This is a genomic window from Micromonospora sp. NPDC049049 (assembly GCF_040649115.1).
In the GTDB taxonomy this organism is placed as follows: domain Bacteria; phylum Actinomycetota; class Actinomycetes; order Mycobacteriales; family Micromonosporaceae; genus Micromonospora.
Genome location: NZ_JBEZEX010000019.1, coordinates 101,066 through 123,687, shown reverse-complemented (window position 1 = coordinate 123,687; position 22,622 = coordinate 101,066). Strand labels below are relative to the sequence as shown.

The window sequence follows — 22,622 nt, the reverse complement described above, 5'->3', positions numbered from 1 at the left end:
GCCCCAGCTCAGCCGCGCTGGGCGGGGGCGTCGACAGCAGCCGAGGCTGTCTGGGCGGGCTCCACCGCGAACGGGTGGCGCAGTCGCCGCATGGCCTCCTCGCTGCTGTCGAAGGTCACCGCCGGTCCGTCCAGCACGTCACCGTGCGACGTGGCGAGGAACAGTGCGGGTCGACCGTTGTCGTTCGATGTCATGCAGAGATCCTGTCTCTTTGAAAGGGGTGCGTCTGGGGCCTCGGCAACATCGGCCGTGCGACCTGGTGACGCTTCGGCGCACACGCTGGCGCCCGAATGCTGGTGTCCTGTTGCACGGGCGAGCGCCCGGCGACACCGACACCCCGCACCATACCCGCCGCCGCCGACACATATGCGCCGCCGACGGACCCGCCTCGCTTGTGGCGGACCGACCGCCCGGGAATTCTGTAATCCCACCCGCTGCCGCGAGTCTCCGATCTTGAGGGCGGTCAGCACAACCAGCGTGGGCGCCGCGCGGATGAGCACCAAAGGAGTGAGACCCATGTCGTCAGCCGGTCGAGCACTGCCCGATGTCGGGTTGGTCGTCGCGGCCCGGCAGGGCGACCAGCGCGCACTCGACGACGTCGTCGCGGCCTCGCTCCCGCTGGTCTACAACATCGTCGGGCGTGCGCTGCGCGGGCACGCCGACGTCGACGACGTGGTCCAGGAGACGTTGGTACGGGTGATCCGGTACCTGCCCGCGCTCAACGATCCGGCGGCATACCGGTCCTGGCTGGTGGCGATCACCATCCGCCAGGTGCGTGACTGGGAGACGCGCCGACGTGTCGCGCTCAACCGGGATGCCGGGCTGGACGCGATCCACAACGTGCCCGACCCCGCCTCCGACTTCGCGGGGATGACCATCCTCCGGCTCGGCCTCACCGACCAACGACGCGAGGTCGCCGAGGCGACCCGTTGGCTCGACCCGGACGACCAGGAACTGCTCTCGCTGTGGTGGCTGGAGGAGACCGGCGAGATCGACCGGAACGAGGTCGCCGACGCGCTCGGGTTGTCGCCCGGGCACGTCGCGGTGCGGATCCACCGGATGAAGGAGCAGATTCAGAGCGCCCGGGGCGTCGTACGCGCGCTTCGCGCCCGCCCCGGCTGCCCGGACCTGGGCGCCGTGACCGCCGAGTGGGACGGCACGCCCAGCTCGCTGTGGCGCAAGCGACTGGCTCGACACGTCCGTGACTGCGCGTTCTGCGGACGGCTGGGAAACACCCTCCTGCCGATCGATCGACTGCTCGCCGGCATGCCGTTGCTGCCGCTGCCGGCGGGTCTCGGCGCCCAGCTGCCGAGCGCTGCCGCCCCGGCAGCCGCCGCGCAGGCAGTCCCGCCGCCCGGCCCGACTACCGCACCCGCCGCCGGACCGACGGCACCCGGCACGGTGCCCACGGACGCGGGCGGCGGCCCGAGCGTCGTCGACCTCGCGGTGAACCGGCCCCGTGGCCTCGTGCCGTCCCTCGCCGCCGGTGTGGCCGCCGCCGTCCTGGCCATCACCATGGCGGTGGTGATCCAGCCGGACGACCCGTCCGCGCCCTCGTGGGCGGCGCCGCCGTCCGCCGCGCCCACCGCCGCCGCCACCCCGAGCGTCGCGCCCTCGCCGAGCGCACGCCCCTCGTCGAAGACTCCGGTAGCGCCGGCGGTCAGCTCCGCCCGCAAGGGTGTCGGGGTGTGGAACTTCGCCGGGGCGAGTCAGGCGTTGGCGAACTCCAAGGCCGGCTGGTACTACACCTGGGGCACCCAGCACCCGGGGATCAGCACGCCGCGCGGTGCGACGTTCGTGCCGATGATCCGCAGCGCGGAGAACGTCACCGCCGCGGAGCTGGCCCGGGCCAGGGCCGCCGGGCCGTACCTGCTCACCTTCAACGAGCCGGACATGCCCGAGCAGGCGAACATGACCGTCGAGCAGGCGTTGGAGCTGTGGCCGCAGCTGATGGCGACGGGCAGCAAGCTGGGCAGCCCTGCGGTCGCCTGGGGTGGGCCGGACCCGCAGGGTTGGCTGGACAGGTTCATGACCGGCGCCCAGGCCCGCGGCCACCGGGTGGACTTCATCACGCTGCACTGGTTCGGCGCCGACTTCACGACCGCCACCGCCGTGGCCCAACTCCGGCAGTATCTCCAGGCCGTCTACCAGCGGTACCGGAAGCCGATCTGGCTGACCGAGTTCGCGCTGATCCGCTTCGCCGGGGGCGGTTCGCAGTTCCCCAGTCAGCAGCAGCAGGCGGCCTTCCTCACCGCGGCCACCGCCATGCTCGGTCAACTGCCCTACCTACAGCGCTACGCCTGGTTCGGGCTACCCGCCACGGACAAGGACCGGTCCGGACTGTTCAGCGACGGGGCCGAGGCGACAGTGGTCGGCCGCGCGTTCCAAGCCGCCCGTTGAGCACCGACGAACGGATGGACGAGCAGAGCATGGCGGAGCGCCGAGGCTTTCGCGTACGGGCCGGGCGGCTGATCGGCGTCGTCGCGACCCTGGTCGCCACGGCGGTGGCCGTCGGGCTCAGCCAGGGCTGGGGCCGCACCAACCAGGCACCAGCAGCGTCGACGGTGGCAGCGTCGTCGGCCGCTGCGGCACCGACCGCCCGGGTGGTGCTCAACGGCACCGACGACGCCTTCATCCAACTGTTGATTCCGATGAACGAGGGCGCTCTCGCGCTGATCGACCAGCTCGACACCCGCCCGGCGGATCCGTCGTTGCGGGCCCTCCTCGGCGAGGTCCGGAAGGCTCATCAGGCAGAGTTGCGGGACCTGCGGGGGCTCCTGGCCGCGGGCAACGTGCCGGAGCTGAACATCCACGAGGGGCATCAGATGCCCGGCATGGTCACCCAGGCCAGCCTCGCCGAGCTACGTGCCGCATCCGACACGGACGTGTCGTCCCGGGCGGCCGGTCTGATCCGGGCGCATCTCGCGCAGACAGTGGTGCTGTGCCGGGGCGAGCAGACCGCCGGGGGAAGCCCGGAGCTGAAGGCGCTCGCCGGCCGGATCCAACAGGCGCGGGCCGCCGAGCTGAACACGCTGGACAACCGACCCGGCGCGCCCACCGCCGCACCGGGCGGCTGAGCATGCGGCCCGGAGGTCCGGCCGATGCGGACGTCTGACCTGCACGTCGACGTCCACCCACAGTCCCGGGTGTCCCGTCCCGCCCACCGTGCCGTCGCGTCGGACGCCGTCCGCCCGGTGCGGCGCGCGACGCACCGGACCCGCAGCGCGTCCCTGCCCGAGGCGGTCGCCCCGATGCCGGTTGCCGGCTGGCGCGGTGGCCACCGGCGCGCCGCCGGCCGGGCCACCATCGTCGCCTCGGTCCTGACGGTCAGCATCGGGTGGCTGATCCCGATCCTGGTCGCGCCGCACGTCACCCTCTCGCCGGGTGCGCGGATGGTCGCCCTCTTCTGCCACCTGACCTGCCTGGTGGTGGGTTTCGGCGCGGTGCTGACGGTGGACTGGTTCAGCCTTCGCTGGCTGCTGCGCCGGGAACCGCTCGGCACCGTGCTGACCGCCGCCCGTGGCGCGCACCTGCTCATCTGGCTGGGTCTGGTGGGTCTGCTCGCCAGTGGGGCCGCCCTCGGACCGGACACTTCGTCCGGGCTGGTCTGGGTCAAGTTGCTCGCGGTGCTGGTGGTCGGCATCAACGGGCTGTTCCTCGGCCGGGTCCGGGATCGACTCGTGGCGGTGCAGGGCCGCCCACAGTGGTCCGCCCTGCTGCCCGGTGTCGCCGCCGCCACGATCTCGCAGCTCGCCTGGTGGACCGCGACCCTCGTCGGCTTCTGGAACGCCAACGGCTGACGGCCGGTGGTCAGGCCGGCGTCGGGTGCCTCTCCGCGAACCGGGCGCGGGTCAGGAACGCGAGCTGGGCCCGCTTGTCCGGCATGTCGATCTCGGAGTCGAAGGTGAAGCCCTCGATCTCCAGTCGGCGCAGGGCGAGGTGGTTGCGGACGTCCGGTTCCACAACGATGCGCTGCGCGGCCGGGTCGCGGAACAGGAAGCGGGCGATGGCCGGGCCGGCCGCGTTGGTGAGGCTGCGGGCGAGGCGTCGGTCGGGGCTGAGCAGCAGGTGCATCCCCACATCGCCGGGCTGGACGGGGTAGCGCTCGCCGACCGGGTCCGCCTCGGGCTGATAACTCTGGAAGAGGCCGACCGGCTCCCCGTCGACCGTGATCAGGTACGCGTGGTGCGTTGGCAGACTGTCCACAAAGGCGTAGATCTCGCGTACCTCGTCGAGGGTGTGCGAACCCATGCCCCAGAAGGAGTTGCGGGGCATGGTCACCCAACCGTGCAGGAGTGCGGCGTCCCGATCCGGGTCGACTGTCACCAACGACAGCTCGCCGAGACCGACGATCTTCTCCTGGTACGTCATCGGGCGCTGTCCTCTGTTCCATCCGGGGCGCAACTTAGGTTAACCTCCCCTAACCAAGGATGACCTTACCTGGAGGGGTGCGTGAAACGGAACTGGGAGGCCCTGGTCCTCAAGGCCATGGGAGGGCGGGACTTTCAGTTGACCGTCCTGGGCACCGAGTCAGTCGACGGGCACTACCAGCGACTCCTCCTGGACGGGGGCGGCCTGCTGGAGGCGTGCGGGGTGCACCCCACGATGTGGATCAGGCTGTGGTTCGACAACGACGGCCGAGCCCACCAACGCGCGTACACGCTGGTTGACCCCGACCCGGCCACCGGCCGATTCACCCTCGAATTCGCCATCCACGACGGCTGCGCCGCCCGCTGGGCCACCACAGCCACTGTCGGCGACACCATCAGCGCGACAGTGCAGGGCAGCGCCTTCGAGCTGCCCGACCCCGCGCCCGAGCACCTCTACCTGGTCGGTGACGCGGCCTCGCTGCCCGCGGTGAACAGCCTGCTCGACGCCGGTGCCGACATCCCGGCGACGGTGTGGCTGGAGTACGCCCACGAGGGCGAGAAGGCACTCACGCTGCGGGCCCGGGCGCACCACGACATCACCTGGGTGCCGCGGCGCGACGAGGGTCAGCACCTCGTCGACACGGTCTGCGCGGCCCTGCCGACCAGCGGCGCGGGCCACTACTGGGTGGCCTGCGAGGCGGCAACCACCCGGGGCATCACCCGACACCTCCGCAAGACGTTGGGCGTCGACAAGGACAGGTTGACCTCTCTCGGCTACTGGAAAGCGGCATGAAGGGCCGCCTCGGCACCCTGACCGCGCTGTACGTCACCCAGTACCTCGGCGTCGGCTTCATCACCGTCGGGCTCACCGCCATCCTGCGCGACGGTGGCACCTCGCTGGACACGTTGGCGCTGTTGCAGATCGTCGGTCTGATCTGGCCCGTCAAGTTCCTCTGGGCACCGATCCTCGACCGGTACGGCTCACGGCACCGCGGCCACTACCGCTCCTGGTTGCTCGTACTCCAGACCGCTCTGGTGCTCGCCCTGCTGGCGTTGCTGCCCTTCGCCAGTCCGGCCGACGCGCTCGGCCCGATCGTCGCGATCTGCGCCGCGTACGTGTTCTTCTCGGCCACCCAGGACATCGCCGTGGACGCCGTCGCGGTCCGGATGCTGGCCGACTCGGCCCGGGGAACCGGCAACGGCATCCAGGTAGCGGCGAGCTACCTCGGCAACCTGCTCGGCGGCGGCGCCTGCGTCCTGGTCTACGACCAGTTCGGCTGGGCGCCGGCGATCGGCCTGCTGGTCGCGATGACGGCGGTCGGCCTGCTGGTGGTGTGGCGGTTCCAGGAGCCTCCCCGTACCGACCGGGTGGAACGGGTCGGCACTGCCTACCGGGCGTTGCTGTCGGTGTTCGGCCAGCCGGGCTGCCGGTGGTGGACCTTCGGCGTGGTGCCGCTGGTCTACGTCGGGGCGGGAATGGCGTACGCCCTGGTCACCCCGGCGCTGGTCGACGCCGGGTGGTCGTTGGGTCGGATCGGCGTCGTCACGGGTGTGGTGACCAGCGTCCCGGCCATCGTGGCGGGCTTGGTCGCGGGCCTCGGGATCGGGCGGTTCGGGCGCGGTGGCGTGCTCGTGATCGGCGGCGTGACGCTGACGGTGTCGACGTTGTTGCTGCTGCCGCTGATGAACGGCCGCGCGCCGCTGGGCGGGACGGTCGCCGCGCTCTGCTGCTTCATGGTGGCCTACACCATCGCCAACGTCGTGCTCTACACGGTCAACATGGACTACTCCCGGCCCGACACCGGCGGTACCGACTTCACGGTGCTGTCGTCGTTCGGCCTGGTCTGCTCGTTCGTGGCGGCGTCCATCGGTCTCGCGGCGGCCGACCGGGTCGGCTACCCGGCGGTCGCGGTCGCGGCCATCGTGCTGGTGGCCGCCGGCGTCGCGCTCGGCCTCGTCCACCAGCGGCGGTTCCCGCACCGGCCCGGCCCCGCCGTCGGCCCGGCGGCCGAGCAGCCCTCCGAGCAGCCGGCAGTGGACGGCGTCAAGGCGGTGGCGTGACCACGGTCCAGCCGGCCACCGACACCGCGACATCGGCACGACTTCCACAGCGATGGCTCATCCTGGCCGTGCTGTGCGTCGCGCAACTGGTAGTGGTGTTGGACAACACCGTGCTGACCGTGGCGGTGCCGGTGCTCACCACCGAGTTGGGCGCCAGCACCGCCGAGGTGCAATGGATGATCAACGCGTACGCGTTGGTGTTGTCCGGGTTGCTGCTCACCGCCGGTAGCGCCGCCGACCGGTACGGCCGCCGCCGGATGCTGCTCGCCGGGCTGGTCCTGTTCGGGGTCGGCTCGCTGGCCGCCGGTCTGGCCAGCACCAGCGGGCAGTTGATCGCTGCGCGGGCCGGGATGGGCGTCGGTGGGGCGTTGCTGGTGACCGCGACGCTCGCGGTGGCGATGCAGGTCTTCGACGCCGCCGAGCGGTCCCGGGCGATCGGCATCTGGGCGGCCACCAGCGCGTTGGGCTTCGCCGTCGGGCCACCGATCGGCGGCACGATCCTCGCGCATTTGCCGTGGGGCGCGATCTTCCTGATGAACGTGCCGATCGTGCTTGTCTGCCTGCTCGTCGCTCGCGCGCTGGTCCCGGAGTCCCGCGGGCCGGCCGGCGGCCGACTCGACGTGCTGGGCGCCGTGCTCTCCACCGCCGCTCTGACCGCTGTCGTCTGGGCGATCATCTCCGGGCCGGAGCGCGGCTGGGCGTCGACCGCTGTGGTCGGCGCGGCGGCCGTCGGCGTACTCCTGCTCGGGATCTTCGTGCGGTGGGAGCGACGGATCGCGCACCCGATGCTGGACATGAGCTTCTTCCGGGACCGGCGCTTCGTCGGTGCGATCTCCGGCGTCGTGCTGATCACGTTCGGCGCCACCGGCGCGCTGTTCCTGCTCACCCAGCACCTCCAGTTCGTCAGGGGTTACCCCGCCTGGGAGGCCGGTCTGCGGATGGCGCCCTTCGCGCTGTCCATTGTGCTGCTCAACGTCAGTGGCGTCGTCGCGAGCGTGATCCGTCGGCTCGGCCTCGCTGTCGCCATCGCCGTTGGCATGACGCTGCTCGCGGCCGGTCTCGCGCTGGTCACAGTCTTTCCGTCCGACGGTTACGGGGTGCTGCTGGTCGGGTTGCTCGTCATGGGTGTCGGCTGCGCATTGGCCAACCCGGCCATCGTCGAGGCGGTGATGAGCGCGATCCCGACGGCGAAGGCCGGCGCGGGCGCGGGTGTCGACGGCACCATGACCGAGGTCGGCAGCAGCCTCGGCATCGCGGTGCTGGGTGCCGTGCTGAACGCCCGGTTCGCGGCGCTGCTGCCGGCGGCCCTGGCCGGCGCCGGGTCGTTTCCCGCGGCGCTCGCCGCAGCCCGTGGAGGAGCTGAGCGGGAGGCGGTGACCGTCGCCTTCGCCTCGGCACTGGAGACGGGGCAGTTGGTGGGCGCGGCTGCGGTGTTGATCGGTGGCCTGGTGGCTGCCGGGTTGCTACATAGGGCAGACCGCATCAAATCCGTTTAATAAGGATAGGCTACCCTAATAGCGACATCGTGGTAGTCGACGGAGGCGGTATGCAGCTGTACCTGACCGCGCTCAACCCCACCGACGCGCTCCTGGACGGGTTACTCCCGGCGGCGGCGTCGCTCGGGCTGTCGGCGACCGTGCTGACCGACCGGCCCGCCGAATGGCCGGCCGACGTGCGGGTGGCGCGCTGCGCCGTCCGCGACCCGGCCGCCGTGGTGGCGGCGGCGGCCCCCGCCCGGCCCCTGGCGCTACTGTCCAACAGCGACCATCTCCAGGAGGCCACCGCGATCGCCGCCCGAAAGCTCGGCCTGCCCGGCAAGGACCCGGACGCCGCCCGTCTCTGCAAGGACAAGGCCGCGGCCCGCCGGGCGATCGCCGCTGCGGGCCTCGATCTGGTACGCACCGTCACCGTCGACCCCGGCGCCACGCCGGACGTGCCGACCCTGATGTTCCCGGCGGTGGTCAAACCCCGCGAGGGAGTTGCCAGTGAGGACGCCTACCTGGTGACCGACCACGCCGAGCTGGTCGCCCGGGTCGCCGAGATCCGTGGCCGGCGGCCGGACGTGGCACTGGTCGTCGAGGAGTACCTCGCCGGTGAGCTGCGGACCTTCGAGACCCTCGGTGACGGCACCGAGCTGGCCTCCCTCGGCGGTTGGCGCACCGGCCTCGGCCCGCCGCCGACCTTCACCGAGGAGAGCCTCGCCTGGTCGCCCCCGGCGGAGCAGGCACGCACCCAGTTGCGGGAGCGGCTCGACGCCCTCGGGGTCGGCTTCGGCGCCTGCCACACCGAGTACGTCGTCTCCGACGGCCGGGTCCGGCTCATCGAGGTGAACTACCGTCTCATCGGCGACCGGATGGACCTGATCCTCGCCGACCTGCTCGGTGTGCCGTTGTTCGAGTACGTCATCCGGCTGCACCTCGGCGAACCGCTGGCCGCCCTCGGCCTGCCCCACACCGTCGACCGCTACGCCCGGGTCGAGTACGTCTGCGCGGACCGGTCCGGTCGTCTCGTCGCCGCACCGGGGCCCCTCGACACCGTCGACGGCGACGTCCGGCTGGGCTGCCGTCCGCTGCGCGAGGTGGGCCGCACCGCCGAGCACACCGGCACGAACCGCGACTACCTCGCCGTGCTGCACGGAGTCGGCCCCGACGAGGCCACCGTCCGGCAGTCGCTGACCGCCCTCCGCGACAGCCTCCAGTGGACCATCGTCTAGTGAGCGACGAGTGTGAGCGGGAGGTAATCGCCCGGGTGCTCGACGCCCTGCTGCGCGAGGATCACCTCGGTCTGCGCAGCGCCGGCCGAGCGGACGGCCCCGGCTGGTGGCAGGTGCCGCACCCCGACGGCCTGCTGCGCATTCCGGTCCGGGCGGACGGGTTCCAGCAGGCCCTGCGCAGCGCCGCGCCGATGGTGCTGCTGGTGACCCACACCGGGGAGACGCAGCGCGCGGAGACGCTGGACGGACTGTTGACGCTGCTCGCCCCGTACGACAACGCCGAGGCCGAGGCCGGCTGGCGGGACTTCGGCGTCGAGTGCCGCGCCGACCTGCGGGCCCGACGCCTCGCCGCCCGCAACCGGGCACGGGTGCTCACCGAGGTGGCCGCCGAACGCGCGCACACCCCGACCGGCCTGCCGGCGGCGCTCCTGGACGACGTGCTCGCCGCCCACCACGGCCACCCCGTCTACCCCACCGACCGATGCCGGCACGGTCTTCGCGACGACGAACTGCTCCGGTACGCCCCGGAGCACGCCCCACGGTTCGCGCTGCGCTGGTACGCCGCCCCGGCCGACGACGTCCGACTCGCTGGGGAGCTGCCAGCGTGGTGGCCGAGCGCGCCGCGACCGGATCAGCTGCTGCTGCCAGCGCATCCGATCACTGTGGCCCGCGACGCGCTCCCGGTGGTCGACCTGCCGGTGACCCCGGTGCGACCCACCCTCTCCATGCGGACGGTGGCGCTCGACCACGATCCGTACCTGCATCTCAAACTGCCGCTGCCGACCGCGAGTCTCGGCGCGCGTAACCGACGCACGCTGCAACCGGGCTCGCTCGCCGACGGCGCGGCCGTCGCCGGGCTGCTCGACCGGATCGCCACCGCCGAACCCCGCTTCGCCGGCCGGATCCGGCACGCCGACGAGAGCACCTGGGCGCACGTCGACGGCGACGAGCGCCGCGGTTTCCTGCTGCGCCGATTTCCGCGCGACCTGGGCGGCGTCCAGGTGGTGCCGGTCGCGGCCCTCGCCGCCGCCGACCCGATGGCGGGCACGGTCCTCGAACGGATCAGCCCGCAGCGACCCGTCGCGCTGCTGGAGTCCTACCTGGACCTGCTGCTCGACTGGCACGTCTTCCTCTGGCTGCGCCACGGCATCGCGCTGGAGGCGCACCCGCAGAACATCCACCTGCTGGTGCACCCGGACGGCGCTGTCGGCCTGCTCTACAAGGACAACGACGGCGCCCGGCTCGACAGACGACACGACGGCGTGGACGGGCTCGCCCTGCACGACGACCGGATGTGGGCGCGCGACCCGCACGAGTTGGCCGACGTGTTCATCACCATCACCCTGCACCTGGCCGCCGCCGCGCCAGTGGTCGCCCTGGCCGCCCGAGGACTGCCCGTGCCGACACCCGCCGAGGCGCTGGTGCCCCGGCTCGCCGCCGCCCGCGACCGGTGGGGCGACGGTCCGGCGGTGCGGACCTTCACCGAGCGGGTCCTGCACGCCGCCCAGTTGCCCATCAAGGCGATGCTCACCGCCGGCACCCTGCTGCCCAAACAGCGGCTCGGCTGCGCCGACATCAACAAGTACTACCTGCGTACCGGCCCGAACTACCTCCGGGAGACACGATGACGAGCGCCCAGCTGCGCTCCCGGCCGGCCACCGACACCGGTCAGCGCGCCGACCTGGCCGCCGCCCACGCTCTCTTCGGTTGCCTGCTGCGCGAGCTGGCCCCGCCGGACGGCACCCCGACCGTTGTCGACGGCGCGGTACGGCTGCTACTGCGGCATCGCGACGTCACAGTGCGCTGTGCGGTCGCGCGAACCTCGCCGCTCGGCGCGCACCGCTACAGCGGCCCGGTCCAACGCAGCACGGGCAGCGGACGGTGGGAAGACCTGGACGCGGACGGGTTGGCCGCCCTGGTCACGGCGGAACTCACCACCCGTACCGGCCTGGTCAACGACGAGTTCGCCGAGCAGGTCAGGGCCAGCCGGGACACCGTGGCCCGGCTGCTGGCCGACCGACCGGCCGAGGATCCGACCCCCACCGGTGAGCCCGCCATCGACGCGTACGTCGACTCCGAGCAGTCGCTGGTCTTCGGCCACCCGCACCACCCCACCCCGAAGTGGCGCAGCGGCGACCCGGACAGTTGGCGGGCGTACGCGCCGGAGCTGCGCACCGCGTTCCGGCTGCACTGGCTGGCCGTACCGGACGACCTGACCGCCGACGCCGGGCCGTTCGATCCGCTGGTGGCCGCGCTCGACCCGCCACGTCCCCCGCGCGGGTACCGCGTCCTACCGGTGCACCCCTGGCAGCTGTCGCTGATCCCGCCCACCCATCCACGGCTGCGTGACCTGGGGGCGGCCGGTGTGCCGGTACGACCCACGGCGAGCGTCCGTACCCTCTACGCCCCCGAGGCCGACCTGTTCGTGAAGACCAGCCTGCACGTGCGGATCACCAACTGTCTGCGCAAGAACGCCCGCTACGAGCTCACCGGGGCGGTGGCCCTGACCGACCTGCTGGCCCGGGTGCCGCTGCCGGACGGGGTGGGGCTGCTCGCCGAGCCCGCCTACCGCACTGTCGACGTCCCAGGTCCCGACGAGGCGTACGGGACGATCCTGCGCGGCGGTTTGCTTCCGCACCTGCGTCCCGGCGACACCCCGGTGCTGGCGGCGGCGCTGGCCGCGACGCCGCTGGTGACGTCGGATCCGGTGGCCTGGTGGCGCGCGTACGTCGGCCTGCTGGTGCCGGCGGTGCTGCGCAGCTGGCTCAGCCACGGCGTCGTGCACGAGGCGCACCTGCAGAACGTGGTCGTCGTGCTGGACCGGGATCACCATCCGGTACGGATGCTGCTGCGCGACCTGGAGGGGGTGAAGCTGGACGCCGACCGGTGGGATACCTGGCCGGACGGCGTCCCGGTGCAGGTCCGCTACGGTCCCCGGGCCGCCCACCGCCGGATCGTCTACTGCTTGTTCGTCAACCACCTCGGGGGGATCAGCGGGGCCCTCGCCGACGCGCGGCCGGGAATCGAACGGCGGCTGTGGCAGGAGGTGCGCACCGTCGTCGAGGCGGTGGCCGCCGACCTCGGTGAGCCGGCGGAGCTGCGCGCGCTGCTGACCGGGGAACCGCTGCTGGCCAAGGCGAACCTGCTGGTCCGGTGGCGGCGAGACGCCGACCGGGCCGCGCCGTTCGTGCCGGTGCCGAACCCGATGGTTGGGCCACGATGACCCGCCCGGTCTACGTCCACGACCTCGACGCGCTGGCCGGGCAGGCCCGTGCCATCCGGGCGGCGCTGCCTCGGCCGGTCGAGCTGCTCTACGCGGTCAAGGCCAATCCGGATGCCGGTGTGCTGCGCACCCTCGCGCCGATCGTCGACGGGTTCGAGGCCGCCAGCCGGGGCGAGCTGCGCAGGCTGGCGGAGGTGCTGCCCGGACGGGCGCCCGCCGCGTACGCCGGACCGGGCAAGACCGACGCGGACCTCGCCGCCGCTCTCGCCGCCGGGGTGCGCCGCATCCACGTCGAGTCCCCCACCGAGCTGGCGCGACTCGGCGCGCTGGCCACTGCGGCGGGCCGGTCGGCCCAGGTGCTGCTGCGGGTGAACCTGCCTGTCGACGCGCCGGGCGCGAGTCTGGTCATGGGCGGTGGACCCAGCCCGTTCGGCATGGACCCGGCCGACGCGGTGGCGTGCGCCCGCCGCCCGCCCGCCGGCATCGACGTACGCGGAATCCACGCCCACCTGGCCAGCGGACTGGACGCACCGCTCGCCGCGACGGTCGCCGCGGCCGTTGTCGACTGGGCGGCGGCCGAGGTCGACGCCTCCGAGGTCGACGTCGGCGGCGGCATGACCGTCGACTACACCGACCCGGACGCGCGGTTCGACTGGGCGGGCTACGGCCAGGCCCTCACGGACGTCCTCGACAGGCACCCGGGCGTGCGGCTGCGCATCGAGCCGGGCCGGTCGGTCACCGCCTACTGCGGGGCGTACCTCACCGAGGTCGTCGACGTGAAGCGTTCCTACGGCGAGTGGTTCGTGGTGGTGGCCGGTGGGACGCACCACCTACGGACTCCGGCGGCGAAGGGGCACGCGCAGCCGTTCACCGTGCACCAACGGCCGGCTGCCGGCGGCCCCCGCACCGACGGCGGGCCGGTCACAGTGGTCGGGCAACTCTGCACACCGAAGGACGTGCTGTCCTTCTCGGCCACTGCGGGGCCGATCGGCGTGGGCGACGTGCTGGCCTTCACCATGGCCGGGGCGTACGCCTGGAACATCAGCCACCGTGACTTCCTGCTGCACGAGCCCCCGCTTTTTCGCACCGGTGACCTGCACGAAGTGGCTGTCGAGTGGGCGGCCCGGCCGCTCGGGACGTGAGCCCGGGAGGCCCGATCGGCTCGGTGTGTTATCGATAACATGCTATCTTTCACCCGGGAGTGAAGGGCACGCTCCCGGTCACCCGAGCCAGCGGCGAAGACGCGCCGAGGGGCCCGCCCCCTCCCGCCGCCTTCCCGGTCGGTGACCAGTCCGGGCCCCCGTCGATGCCAGGCGACCACTGTTGGTCGTCGAACGGCAAGGAGCCCCAGCAATGCTGAGACGTAGGTTCTTCCTCCCATCCATCGCGGCCGCGGCGCTTGTTCTCGCGGCCACCACCGGCGGCGTGTTGAGCGGCGGCTTCGGTGCGACGGCGGTGGCCGCCACCAACGGCACCCTCGCGGCGACCGCCGGCTGCGGCAAGGCCCCCACGCTCGCCAGCGGGACGCGGACGATTCAGAGCAGCGGACAGAGTCGTACGTACAACCTGCGGATACCGGACGGTTACGACCGGAACCGCCCCTACCGGCTGATCTTCGGCTTCCACTGGTTGAACGGCTCGGCCAACAACGTCACCTCGGCCGGTTACTACGGGCTACAGCCGCTGTCGAACAACAGCGCGATCTTCGTCGCCCCGCAGGGTCTCAACGCCGGCTGGGCCAACACCAACGGTCGGGACCTGACCCTCTTCGACGACATCTCCCGGCAGATCGAGAACGATCTGTGCGTGGACACCACCCAGCGCTTCGCCCTGGGCTGGAGCTACGGCGGAGCGATGAGTTACGCGGTGGCGTGCGCCCGGCCCACGATCATCCGCGCGGTCACCGTCCTGTCCGGCGCGAACCTCAGCGGGTGCAACGGGGGTACGCAGCCGGTCGCCTACTTCGGCATCCACGGCATCTACGACAGCGTGCTGAACATCTCCCAGGGTCGGCAACTGCGCGACACGTTCGTACGAAACAACGGCTGCACCGCGCAGAGCCCACGGGAGCCGAGCCGAGGCAGCCTCACCCACATCACCACGACGTACGCGGGTTGCCGGGCCGGCTACCCGGTGCAGTGGGCGGCGTTCGACGGGGACCACACCCCGAGCCCGGTGGACGGGTCGGGCAGCCCCAACGACTCGCGGACCTGGACGTCGGGGGAAATCTGGAGGTTCTTCAGCCAGTTCGCGTCGACCACGCCGCCCACGACCGACCCGCCGACCGACCCGCCGACTGACCCGCCCACCGATCCGCCGACCAGCCCGCCGCCGACCGGGGGGCCCGGTACCTGCGCTGCCACCTACCGGACGACCAACACCTGGCCCGGCGGCTTCCAGGTCGAGGTGACAGTGGCCAACACCTCCACCGCGCCCTTGAACGGCTGGACGGTGGGCCTGACTCTGGCCAGTGGTCAGGCCATCAGCAGTCTGTGGAGTGGCGTCAACACGGGCACCACCGGCAGCGTCACGGTCAGAAACGCCGCCTACAACGGCACAGTTGGCCCGAACGCATCGACCACCTTCGGGTTCACCGCCACGGGCAACGGTGCCACCGCGCCCAGCAGCGTCACCTGCACCAGCCCCTGAGTTCGGCAGAGGGAGGGCCCGGAGCCGACCGGCTCCGGGCCCCACGGCTGAGCCGACGGGCCTTTGCGGACAGTTCACGGTCGGGAAGGGCCCTTCGCTGACGGACCGTGCGCGCGTCGTACCGTTGCGGACATGAACCCGGCCGTCAGGCGAATCGCGATCGATGCCCTCATCGCGGTCGTCGTCGCGGCCGTGGTGGCGGTGGCGATCCGGGTCGCCGACGAGCCCGGCGCCCGGCCGCCGGATGCGCGCGCCTACGCGATCGGCGCGGTGATCGGGCTGCTCCTGGTCTTCCGACGCCGCTGGCCGCTACTGGTGCTGGTCGGCTCGGTCACCGCGCTGATGATCTACTACGTCCTCGAGTACCCGGGCATCCCGCCCGCCCTCCCGCTGGCCGCCGCCCTCTTCTCCGTCGCGGCCGCCGGCCGGTTCACCTGGGCGCTCGTCGTCGCCGGGTTCTTCGTCGTCCTTGAGCTGATCATGCGGTACACGCTGCTCGGCGAGGGTTTCTTCCCTGCTCTCTCGGCCACCCTCGAAGAGGGCTCGCTACTCGCGGCAGTGGTGCTGCTCGCCGAGACGATCCGCACCCGCCGGGTCCGGCTGGCCGAGGCACAGCAACGTCTCGCGGTGATGCGCCAGGAGCGTCAACACGAGGTCGCCCAGGAGCGGCTCCGCATCGCCCGCGAGGTCCACGACGTACTCGGTCACACGATCGCCGCGATCAGTGTGCAGGCGAGCCTCGCCGACGACATCTTCGACAGCAGGCCGGCCGAGGCGCGGGCGGCGCTACGGAACATCCGGGGCGCGGCCCGTGACGCCATGCACGAGGTGCGCTCGGCCATCGGCATGCTCCGCGACCCCGGGGAGGTGCCCGATCTGGCGCGGGTCTTCGCTGTCGCCGAACAGGCCGGCGTGAAGGTGCGGTCGGGAACCGCGGGCACCCCGCGCCCGATCCCGCCGGAGGTGGCGCTCTCGGTCTACCGGATCGTGCAGGAGTCGATCACGAACACCGTCAAGCACGCCGGAGCAACGACCGTCGACGTCACGATCGCCTACGCGGGCGACGCCGTCACAGTGGAGATCGTCGACGACGGGGTCGGGTCCGGGGCTGGCCGGCGGGGGCACGGGGTGGCCGGCATGCGGGAACGGGCCACCGCTGCCGGCGGATCCCTTGAGGCCGGGCCCCGGCCGGAGGGTGGGGGGTTCCGGGTGGCCGCGCGGCTGCCGGTCGAGGTGGGGGAGACAGCGTGACGATCCGGATGGTGCTGGCGGACGACCAGACACTCGTGCGGGCCGGCTTCCGGGGCCTGCTCGACCACAGCGACGACCTGGAGGTGGTCGGTGAGGCGTCCAACGGCGCCCAGGCTGTCGAGATGGTCGCCGCGACCCGGCCGGACATCGTGCTGATGGACGTGCGAATGCCGGTGCTCGACGGCGTGCGGGCCACGGCCGCGATCGTCGAGCGGTTCCCGGCCGTGCGGGTCATCGTCCTGACCACCTTCGAGCTTGACGAGTACGTCTTCGAGGCGCTGCGGGCCGGCGCGAGTGGCTTCCTGCTCAAGGACATCGAGCCCGACGAGCTGCGCCAGGCGGTGCGGGTGGTGGCCGGCGGCGACATGTTGATCTCGCCGCGGGTGACGAGCCGGCTGGTGAGCGCGTTCGTCAGCACGGTCGCACCGACGCCCGTCGACGGCGGCCGGCTGGCGGTGTTGACCGACCGCGAGCGCGAGGTGATGAGCCTGGTGGCCATCGGGCTGACGAACGAGGAGATCGGACGCCGGCTGTCGATGAGCCCGGCCACGGCCCGTACCCACGTCCACCGAGCCATGGTCAAGCTCGGCGTCCGCGATCGCGCGCAACTCGTCGTCCTCGCCTACCAGACGGGGCTCGTCGCGCCCGGCAGCTGACTACGGCCCCTGTTTCCCGGGTGGTGCGGGCTACGGCGATTCCCGTACGCACCGGCCGTTCCTCGGCGGATGCCACCCGGTACGCAGCCTTCGTACGTTGGCGTCATGTTCGAGGTCGGAGAGAACGCCGACGGGATCCTGGCCGGGGTCCTGTTCCTGATCTGGCTGTCCGCGGCCATCCTCGCCACGCGGCTGGCCTGGCGGCCGACACCCGAGGCGCTACGGAAGAGCGCCCGTCGGTTGCTGCGTCTGCTCGTCGCCGCGCTGGTGGTGCTGGTCGTCAAGTGCGTCGCGATCGGGCTGATGCTCGCCGTCGACTGGATCTTTGCCGACAACCGCGTGATCGTGCAGATGCCGCTCCTGCTGCTGCCGATGTTGGCCGTCGCCCTCTGGACCGTGCCGGGCCTGCGCGCCCTGGCCAACCGCGACGACGCACCGGTCGACGCCGGGACGCGCTCCTCCGCCGCCGACCCCCGATTCGTCGTGCCGGTCCAGGTGACGGCCGTGGCGACAGTTGTCGGCGTCTACGTCGCGTACGTGTCCCGTCCGGTCCCGTCCTACCCCGACGACATCGCGACCCACTCCGCGCCGATCCTGCTGTCGGTGGTGGTGCTGTGGTTCTGGCAGGGGCGTCGCCTGCGGGTCGTCACCGCCACCGACTTCGCGCGCCGTGGCCGGCGGGCCCGCGGTCTGCGCGCCACCGCGCAGGCCGCCGTCGTGGTGCTGGTCGTCGCCGCCGGCATCACCTACGTGGCGCAGAGCAGCAGGCTGCCCGACCGGACGAGCATGATGTCGCACGACAACGTCGACTACGGCGGAGGCCCGTCGTTCGGTCACGGCGGTCATGGCGGGGTCTCCGTCGACGACCTGCGCGGGCCGCGGACCGGCAAGCCCGACAGGGCCTTCACGCTGACCGCGAAGAACGCGACGGTACGGCTCTCGTCGGGCGCGGAGATCGAGGCGCTCACGTACAACGGACAGTCGCCCGGGCCGGAGCTGCGGGTCCGCGAGGGAGACCTCGTCGAGGTGACGCTGCACAACGAGATCCCCGACGAGAACGTGACCATCCACTGGCACGGTCTCGATGTCCCCAACGGTGAGGACGGCGTGGCCGGCGCGACCCAGAACGCGGTAAAGCCGGGCGGCAGCTTCACCTACCGGTTCCTCGCCGAGCAGGTCGGCACCTTCTGGTACCACACCCACCAGAACCCACTGGAGGCGATCAGGCGGGGCCTGTTCGGCGCGCTGATCGTCGAGCCGCGCGGCGGACCACCACCCGGCGAGCGGGACTTCGTCGTGCAGGCCCACGAGTGGCGTACGCCGACCGACACCATCGTCTCGTTCGGCACGAGTGACACGCTGCAACGCCAGGAGGTCGCCCCGGGCACTCCGGTGCGGCTGCGTCTGGTCAACACCGACAACAACCCGTCCACCGACAGCCGTCCGCGGTCCCTGACGGTCAACGGCACACCGGTACGGGTGGCGGCGATCGACGGGGTCGACGTCAACGGCCCGACCCCGCTGACCGACCCGCGGTTCGGGCTGGCGACCGGTGGACGCTACGACGTGACGTTCACGATGCCGGCGGGCCCGGTGCGGCTGACGGACCTCGCCAACCGCGACGCCGGGCTGGTCCTGGCGCCACCGGGCGACACGTCGACGCCGAGGATCGTCGACGACGGGGACCGGTTCGACCCGCTGTCGTACGGCTCCGGCGTCTCCCGGCCCTTCGACGCCGGCTCGTCGTACGACCGCTCGTTCACCCAGCTCCTCGACGACCGGCTGTCCTTCTACAACGGGGGTCTCCACCTGGTGCCGATCATCAACGGGCACAGCTTCCCCGACACACCGACGCTCATGGTCCGGACGGACGACGTGGTCAAGGTGCGGCTCGTCAACCGCAGTCACCAGAACCACCCGATGCACCTGCACGGCCATCACGCGTTGGTCCTGTCCCGCAACGGGGTCGCCGCGACCGGGTCACCGTGGTGGATCGACAGCCTCGACGTGATCCCCGGCGAGATCTACGAGATCGGCTTCACGGCGGACAACCCGGGTCTCTGGATGGACCACTGCCACAACCTCGACCACGCGGCCAACGGCATGGTGATGCACCTCGCCTACGAGGGCGTGACGTCCCCCTACGAGCTGGGTCGCGGCACTCCCAACCAGCCGGAGTAGACGGACCCGTCGAGTCTTCCCCACCGAGCAAGTGCGCGGTTGAACCGGACTCCATCGGTTCTCGACACTGGTGGGGGAGGTGCGGACATGACTGGTGACTTCAGCGATTTCAAGGTGGCGGATCTGTCGCTGGCAGCCTTCGGGCGTAAGGAGATTGAGCTGGCCGAGCACGAGATGCCGGGTCTGATGTCGATCCGGAGGGAGTTCGCCTCGCGGCAGCCGTTGAAGGGCGCTCGGATCACGGGCTCGCTGCACATGACAATCCAGACGGCCGTGTTGATCGAGACGTTGGTGGCGCTCGGCGCGCAGGTCAGGTGGGCGTCCTGCAACATCTTCTCCACCCAGGACCACGCGGCGGCGGCGATCGTGGTCGGCCCGACCGGCACCCCGGACGCTCCGGAGGGTGTCCCGGTCTACGCCTGGAAGGGCGAATCCCTCGACGAGTACTGGTGGTGCACCCAGCAGGCGCTGCTCTGGCCGGACGGCCAGGGCCCGAACATGATCCTTGACGACGGTGGTGACGCCACGCTGCTGGTGCACAAGGGCGCCGAGTTCGAGGCGATCGGCGCGGTCCCGTCCCCGGAGAGCGCGGACTCCGAGGAGTACGAGGTCATCCTCGGTGTGTTGACGCGGTCGTTGCGCGAGGACAACCGCCGCTGGACGCGGCTCGCGGCCGGGATCAGGGGAGTGACCGAGGAGACCACCACGGGCGTGCACCGGCTGTACGAGATGCAGCAGGCAGGGAGCCTGCTCTTCCCGGCGATCAACGTGAACGACTCGGTGACCAAGAGCAAGTTCGACAACAAGTACGGCTGCCGGCACTCACTGATCGACGGGATCAACCGGGCCACCGATGTGCTGATCGGCGGGAAGGTCGCCGTGGTGTTCGGTTACGGCGACGTCGGCAAGGGCTGCGCCGAGAGTCTGCGTGGTCAGGGTGCGCGGGTCATCGTGACCGAGGTGGATCCGATCTGCGCCCTCCAGGCGGCGATGGACGGCTACCAGGTCGCAACCATCGACGACGTGGTCGAGACCGCTGACATCTTCGTGACCGCGACGGGCTGCCTCAGCGTGATCACCAACGAGCACATGGCGCGGATGAAGCACCAGGCGATCGTGGGAAACATCGGTCACTTCGACAACGAGATCGACATGGCAGGTCTCGCGAAACGCGACGATGTCGAGCGGATCACCGTGAAGCCGCAGGTGGATGAGTGGCGGTTCGCCGACGGCCACTCGATCATCGTGCTGTCCGAGGGCCGGCTGTTGAACCTGGGCAACGCCACCGGGCATCCGAGCTTCGTGATGTCGAACAGCTTCGCCAACCAGACCATCGCGCAGATCGAGCTGTTCACCAGGACCGACCAGTACCCGATCGGTGTCCACACCCTCCCCAAGCACCTGGACGAGAAGGTGGCCCGACTCCACCTCTCCGCGCTGGGTGTCCGCCTCACCGAACTGACGAAGGAACAAGCCAGCTACCTCGGCGTCCCGGTCGAAGGGCCCTACAAGCCCGACCACTACCGCTACTGAGAGGGCCCCTCCGCATGATCGCCGTGTCCGGCTCGATCGCGACCGACCATCTGATGCGCTTTCCGGGGCGGTTCGCCGAGCAACTCATCGCCGGAAGCCTCGACACCGTCTCGCTCTCGTTCCTCGTCGACGACCTCGTTGTCCGGCGCGGCGGGGTCGCCGCCAACATCGCCTTCGGGCTCGCCCAACTCGGGCACCGGCCGGTGCTGCTCGGCGCGGTCGGCGGTGACTTCGGCGACTACCGCAGCTGGCTGGAGCGGCACGGGGTCGACTGCTCGGAGGTGCAGGTCAGCTCCATCGCCCACACTGCCCGGTTCATCTGCACCACCGACACCGATCTCTGCCAGATCGCCTCGTTCTATCCCGGCGCGATGGGCGAGCCCGACCGGATCAGCCTCGACGGTGTCGCCGAGCGCGCCGGAGGGCTGGGGCTCGTCATCGTCGCCGCGGAGAACCCGGACACGATGCTCGCCCGCGCCGCCGCCTGCCGTCGGCTGGGCCTGCCCTTCGCCGCCGACCCGTCACAGCAGTTGGCCCGGATGCCGTCGGCCGACATCGAGGCGATGATCGACGGCGCTGGCTACCTGTTGACGAACGAGTACGAGGCGGCGCTGCTGGAGTCGAAGACCGGGCTCAGCGAAGACGACATCCTGCGCCGCGTGGGCGTGCGGGTCGTGACCCTGGGCGCCAATGGGGTACGGATCACCGGGCGGGACGGCGACGTCCTGGTGCCGGCGGCCCGGGTGGGCGACATCGTCGACCCGACAGGCGTCGGCGACGGCTTCCGGGCCGGCTTCTTCGCCGCGCTCGCCACAGACCTGCCCATCGAGCGGGCGGCGCAGGTCGGCTGTGTTCTGGCGGCGCACGTGTTGGAGGTCGAGGGTCCACAGGAATACACGATCGACGCGGACGCTTTCGAGCGCCGCCTCGTCGAGTCCTACGGCCCCGACGTGGCGGTGGATGTGCGCGCGCTCGGGCTGGCCCGGGTCTGACCGGGCCAGCGGGCCGAGCCGGAAGGCACCCGGGGGTGATCGGATAGCCTGCACGGGTGCGTACACCGCTTCCGGCCGCGGGTTCAACTCGCCGCGGGCTGATCGCCGCGGCGACGCTGGCACTGCTCGTTTCGGGGGCGTGCGCCGACGCCCAGCCGACATCCGAGCAGCAGCGAGGGCCCGATCCCGAGGTGCTGATCGATGAGCTGACCGCCGGCCTATCCCGGGACAACCCCTACCGAGACCCGGACACGGAGGAGCGGGCGGCGGCCCGGCGGGCAGCGCGGTCGCTGGTCACCGAGCCGAATGCCGCCAACGACCTGGATCAGGTCTTCGGCGACCTCGGCTTCCGGGCCCATCATGGGACGGACCCGGTCACCGACCGGCCGTTCGCGCTCTACCTCGCCGATGGGTCGGACGATCGTTCCTGGGGCGCCGTGCTGGTGGACCGGGGCACCGCCCCGCGCACGGTGATCGAGGTGCCGCACCCCGGCTTCGACATCAACACGGAGAAGCTGGGCCTGGCCGTCCACCGGAAGACGCCGGGAAGCGTGCTGCTCGTCGCCGGGGCACACCGGCAGGCCGCCGACAGCGACGCGGACGTCGCCCACAACGACCGCTCGCTGTTCCACACCCTGGCGACCGAGTTCGCCAGGAACGACCTCGACCAGATCCAACTGCACGGCTTCGCCGACCGGAACCTGCCCACGTCCGACGCGGTGGTGTCGACGGGGTCGGCTCCGGTGACCCCGGTGGCCCGCCGGATCGCGGACGGCCTCTCCGGGGCCGGGCTGAACACCTGTCGGGCGTGGGTGCGGAAGTGCGGCCAGCTTGAGGGTAAGACCAACCAACAGGGCCGGGCCGCGGCGGAGCTGGAAGCGGTCTTCGTCCACCTGGAGCTGAGCTGGTCGGTCCGGCGGGACGCCGAAGCCCGCGGCCGTGTCGCGGACGTGCTCGCGGCGCAGCTCGCCGTGGCCTGACCCGTTGCAGGGT

The 22,622-nt window shown here is 71.6% G+C and carries 19 protein-coding genes; 17 read left to right on the top strand and 2 right to left on the bottom strand.

Annotated elements, in window-relative coordinates:
• Window positions 1-8: 8 nt before the first annotated feature.
• Window positions 9-194, bottom strand: coding sequence for a hypothetical protein (locus AB0B68_RS20495; protein WP_357198444.1), 186 nt, complete (start codon window positions 192-194; stop codon window positions 9-11).
• Between the two features lie 322 nt (window positions 195-516).
• Between AB0B68_RS20495 and AB0B68_RS20490 the strand changes: the two genes are divergently transcribed.
• The 3 genes from AB0B68_RS20490 to AB0B68_RS20480 are packed head-to-tail and all read left to right on the top strand — an operon-like array spanning window position 517 to window position 3,800.
• Window positions 517-2,400, top strand: a complete 1,884-nt coding sequence (locus tag AB0B68_RS20490; protein ID WP_357261773.1) for a sigma-70 family RNA polymerase sigma factor — start codon at window positions 517-519, stop codon at window positions 2,398-2,400.
• 14 nt (window positions 2,401-2,414) lie between these two features.
• Entirely contained in the window at window positions 2,415-3,077 is a 663-nt protein-coding gene (locus AB0B68_RS20485) for a DUF305 domain-containing protein (RefSeq protein WP_357261770.1), read from the top strand.
• Window positions 3,078-3,101: 24 nt separating this feature from the next.
• Entirely contained in the window at window positions 3,102-3,800 is a 699-nt protein-coding gene (locus tag AB0B68_RS20480; protein WP_357261767.1) for a hypothetical protein, read from the top strand.
• 10 nt (window positions 3,801-3,810) lie between these two features.
• On the opposite strand, the gene AB0B68_RS20475 is transcribed toward AB0B68_RS20480, so the two are convergent.
• On the bottom strand, window positions 3,811-4,371 hold the full coding sequence (locus AB0B68_RS20475; RefSeq protein WP_355005055.1) for a GNAT family N-acetyltransferase: 561 nt from the start codon (window positions 4,369-4,371) through the stop codon (window positions 3,811-3,813).
• A gap of 81 nt (window positions 4,372-4,452) precedes the next feature.
• Between AB0B68_RS20475 and AB0B68_RS20470 the strand changes: the two genes are divergently transcribed.
• The 14 genes from AB0B68_RS20470 (at window position 4,453) to AB0B68_RS20405 (ending at window position 22,609) form a co-directional block, all read left to right on the top strand.
• The gene (locus tag AB0B68_RS20470) at window positions 4,453-5,163 is read left to right on the top strand and encodes a siderophore-interacting protein (protein ID WP_357198459.1); all 711 of its coding nucleotides are present in this window, start codon (window positions 4,453-4,455) and stop codon (window positions 5,161-5,163) included.
• On the top strand, window positions 5,160-6,431 hold the full coding sequence (locus tag AB0B68_RS20465) for an MFS transporter (protein ID WP_357198462.1): 1,272 nt from the start codon (window positions 5,160-5,162) through the stop codon (window positions 6,429-6,431). Before AB0B68_RS20470 ends, AB0B68_RS20465 begins: the two co-directional genes overlap by 4 nt.
• The gene (locus tag AB0B68_RS20460; RefSeq protein WP_357198465.1) at window positions 6,428-7,927 is read left to right on the top strand and encodes an MFS transporter; all 1,500 of its coding nucleotides are present in this window, start codon (window positions 6,428-6,430) and stop codon (window positions 7,925-7,927) included. The genes AB0B68_RS20465 and AB0B68_RS20460 overlap by 4 nt, the downstream gene beginning before the upstream one ends.
• A 50-nt stretch (window positions 7,928-7,977) precedes the next feature.
• Complete coding sequence (locus tag AB0B68_RS20455) at window positions 7,978-9,144, top strand: siderophore biosynthesis protein (protein ID WP_357198468.1); 1,167 nt, start codon at window positions 7,978-7,980, stop codon at window positions 9,142-9,144.
• Entirely contained in the window at window positions 9,144-10,772 is a 1,629-nt protein-coding gene (locus AB0B68_RS20450; protein ID WP_357198471.1) for an IucA/IucC family protein, read from the top strand. Before AB0B68_RS20455 ends, AB0B68_RS20450 begins: the two co-directional genes overlap by 1 nt.
• Window positions 10,769-12,367 carry an IucA/IucC family protein gene (locus AB0B68_RS20445; RefSeq protein WP_357198474.1) on the top strand — a complete coding sequence of 533 codons (1,599 nt, stop codon included), beginning with the start codon at window positions 10,769-10,771 and terminating at the stop codon, window positions 12,365-12,367. The genes AB0B68_RS20450 and AB0B68_RS20445 overlap by 4 nt, the downstream gene beginning before the upstream one ends.
• The gene (locus AB0B68_RS20440; protein WP_357198476.1) at window positions 12,364-13,509 is read left to right on the top strand and encodes an alanine racemase; all 1,146 of its coding nucleotides are present in this window, start codon (window positions 12,364-12,366) and stop codon (window positions 13,507-13,509) included. Before AB0B68_RS20445 ends, AB0B68_RS20440 begins: the two co-directional genes overlap by 4 nt.
• A 211-nt stretch (window positions 13,510-13,720) precedes the next feature.
• Complete coding sequence (locus AB0B68_RS20435; RefSeq protein WP_357198479.1) at window positions 13,721-15,016, top strand: cellulose binding domain-containing protein; 1,296 nt, start codon at window positions 13,721-13,723, stop codon at window positions 15,014-15,016.
• Between the two features lie 132 nt (window positions 15,017-15,148).
• Window positions 15,149-16,267, top strand: a complete 1,119-nt coding sequence (locus AB0B68_RS20430; RefSeq protein ID WP_357198482.1) for a sensor histidine kinase — start codon at window positions 15,149-15,151, stop codon at window positions 16,265-16,267.
• Window positions 16,264-16,923, top strand: coding sequence for a response regulator transcription factor (locus AB0B68_RS20425; protein WP_357198485.1), 660 nt, complete (start codon window positions 16,264-16,266; stop codon window positions 16,921-16,923). Before AB0B68_RS20430 ends, AB0B68_RS20425 begins: the two co-directional genes overlap by 4 nt.
• A 105-nt stretch (window positions 16,924-17,028) precedes the next feature.
• The gene (locus tag AB0B68_RS20420; protein WP_357261762.1) at window positions 17,029-19,104 is read left to right on the top strand and encodes a multicopper oxidase family protein; all 2,076 of its coding nucleotides are present in this window, start codon (window positions 17,029-17,031) and stop codon (window positions 19,102-19,104) included.
• Between the two features lie 87 nt (window positions 19,105-19,191).
• Window positions 19,192-20,637 (top strand): adenosylhomocysteinase, encoded by a 1,446-nt coding sequence (gene ahcY / locus AB0B68_RS20415; RefSeq protein ID WP_357261759.1) that lies wholly within the window; start codon window positions 19,192-19,194, stop codon window positions 20,635-20,637.
• 14 nt (window positions 20,638-20,651) lie between these two features.
• Window positions 20,652-21,629: a carbohydrate kinase family protein gene (locus tag AB0B68_RS20410; protein WP_357198494.1), complete on the top strand. Its 978-nt coding sequence runs from the start codon at window positions 20,652-20,654 to the stop codon at window positions 21,627-21,629.
• Between the two features lie 56 nt (window positions 21,630-21,685).
• Complete coding sequence (locus AB0B68_RS20405; RefSeq protein WP_357205547.1) at window positions 21,686-22,609, top strand: hypothetical protein; 924 nt, start codon at window positions 21,686-21,688, stop codon at window positions 22,607-22,609.
• Window positions 22,610-22,622 lie beyond the last annotated feature (13 nt).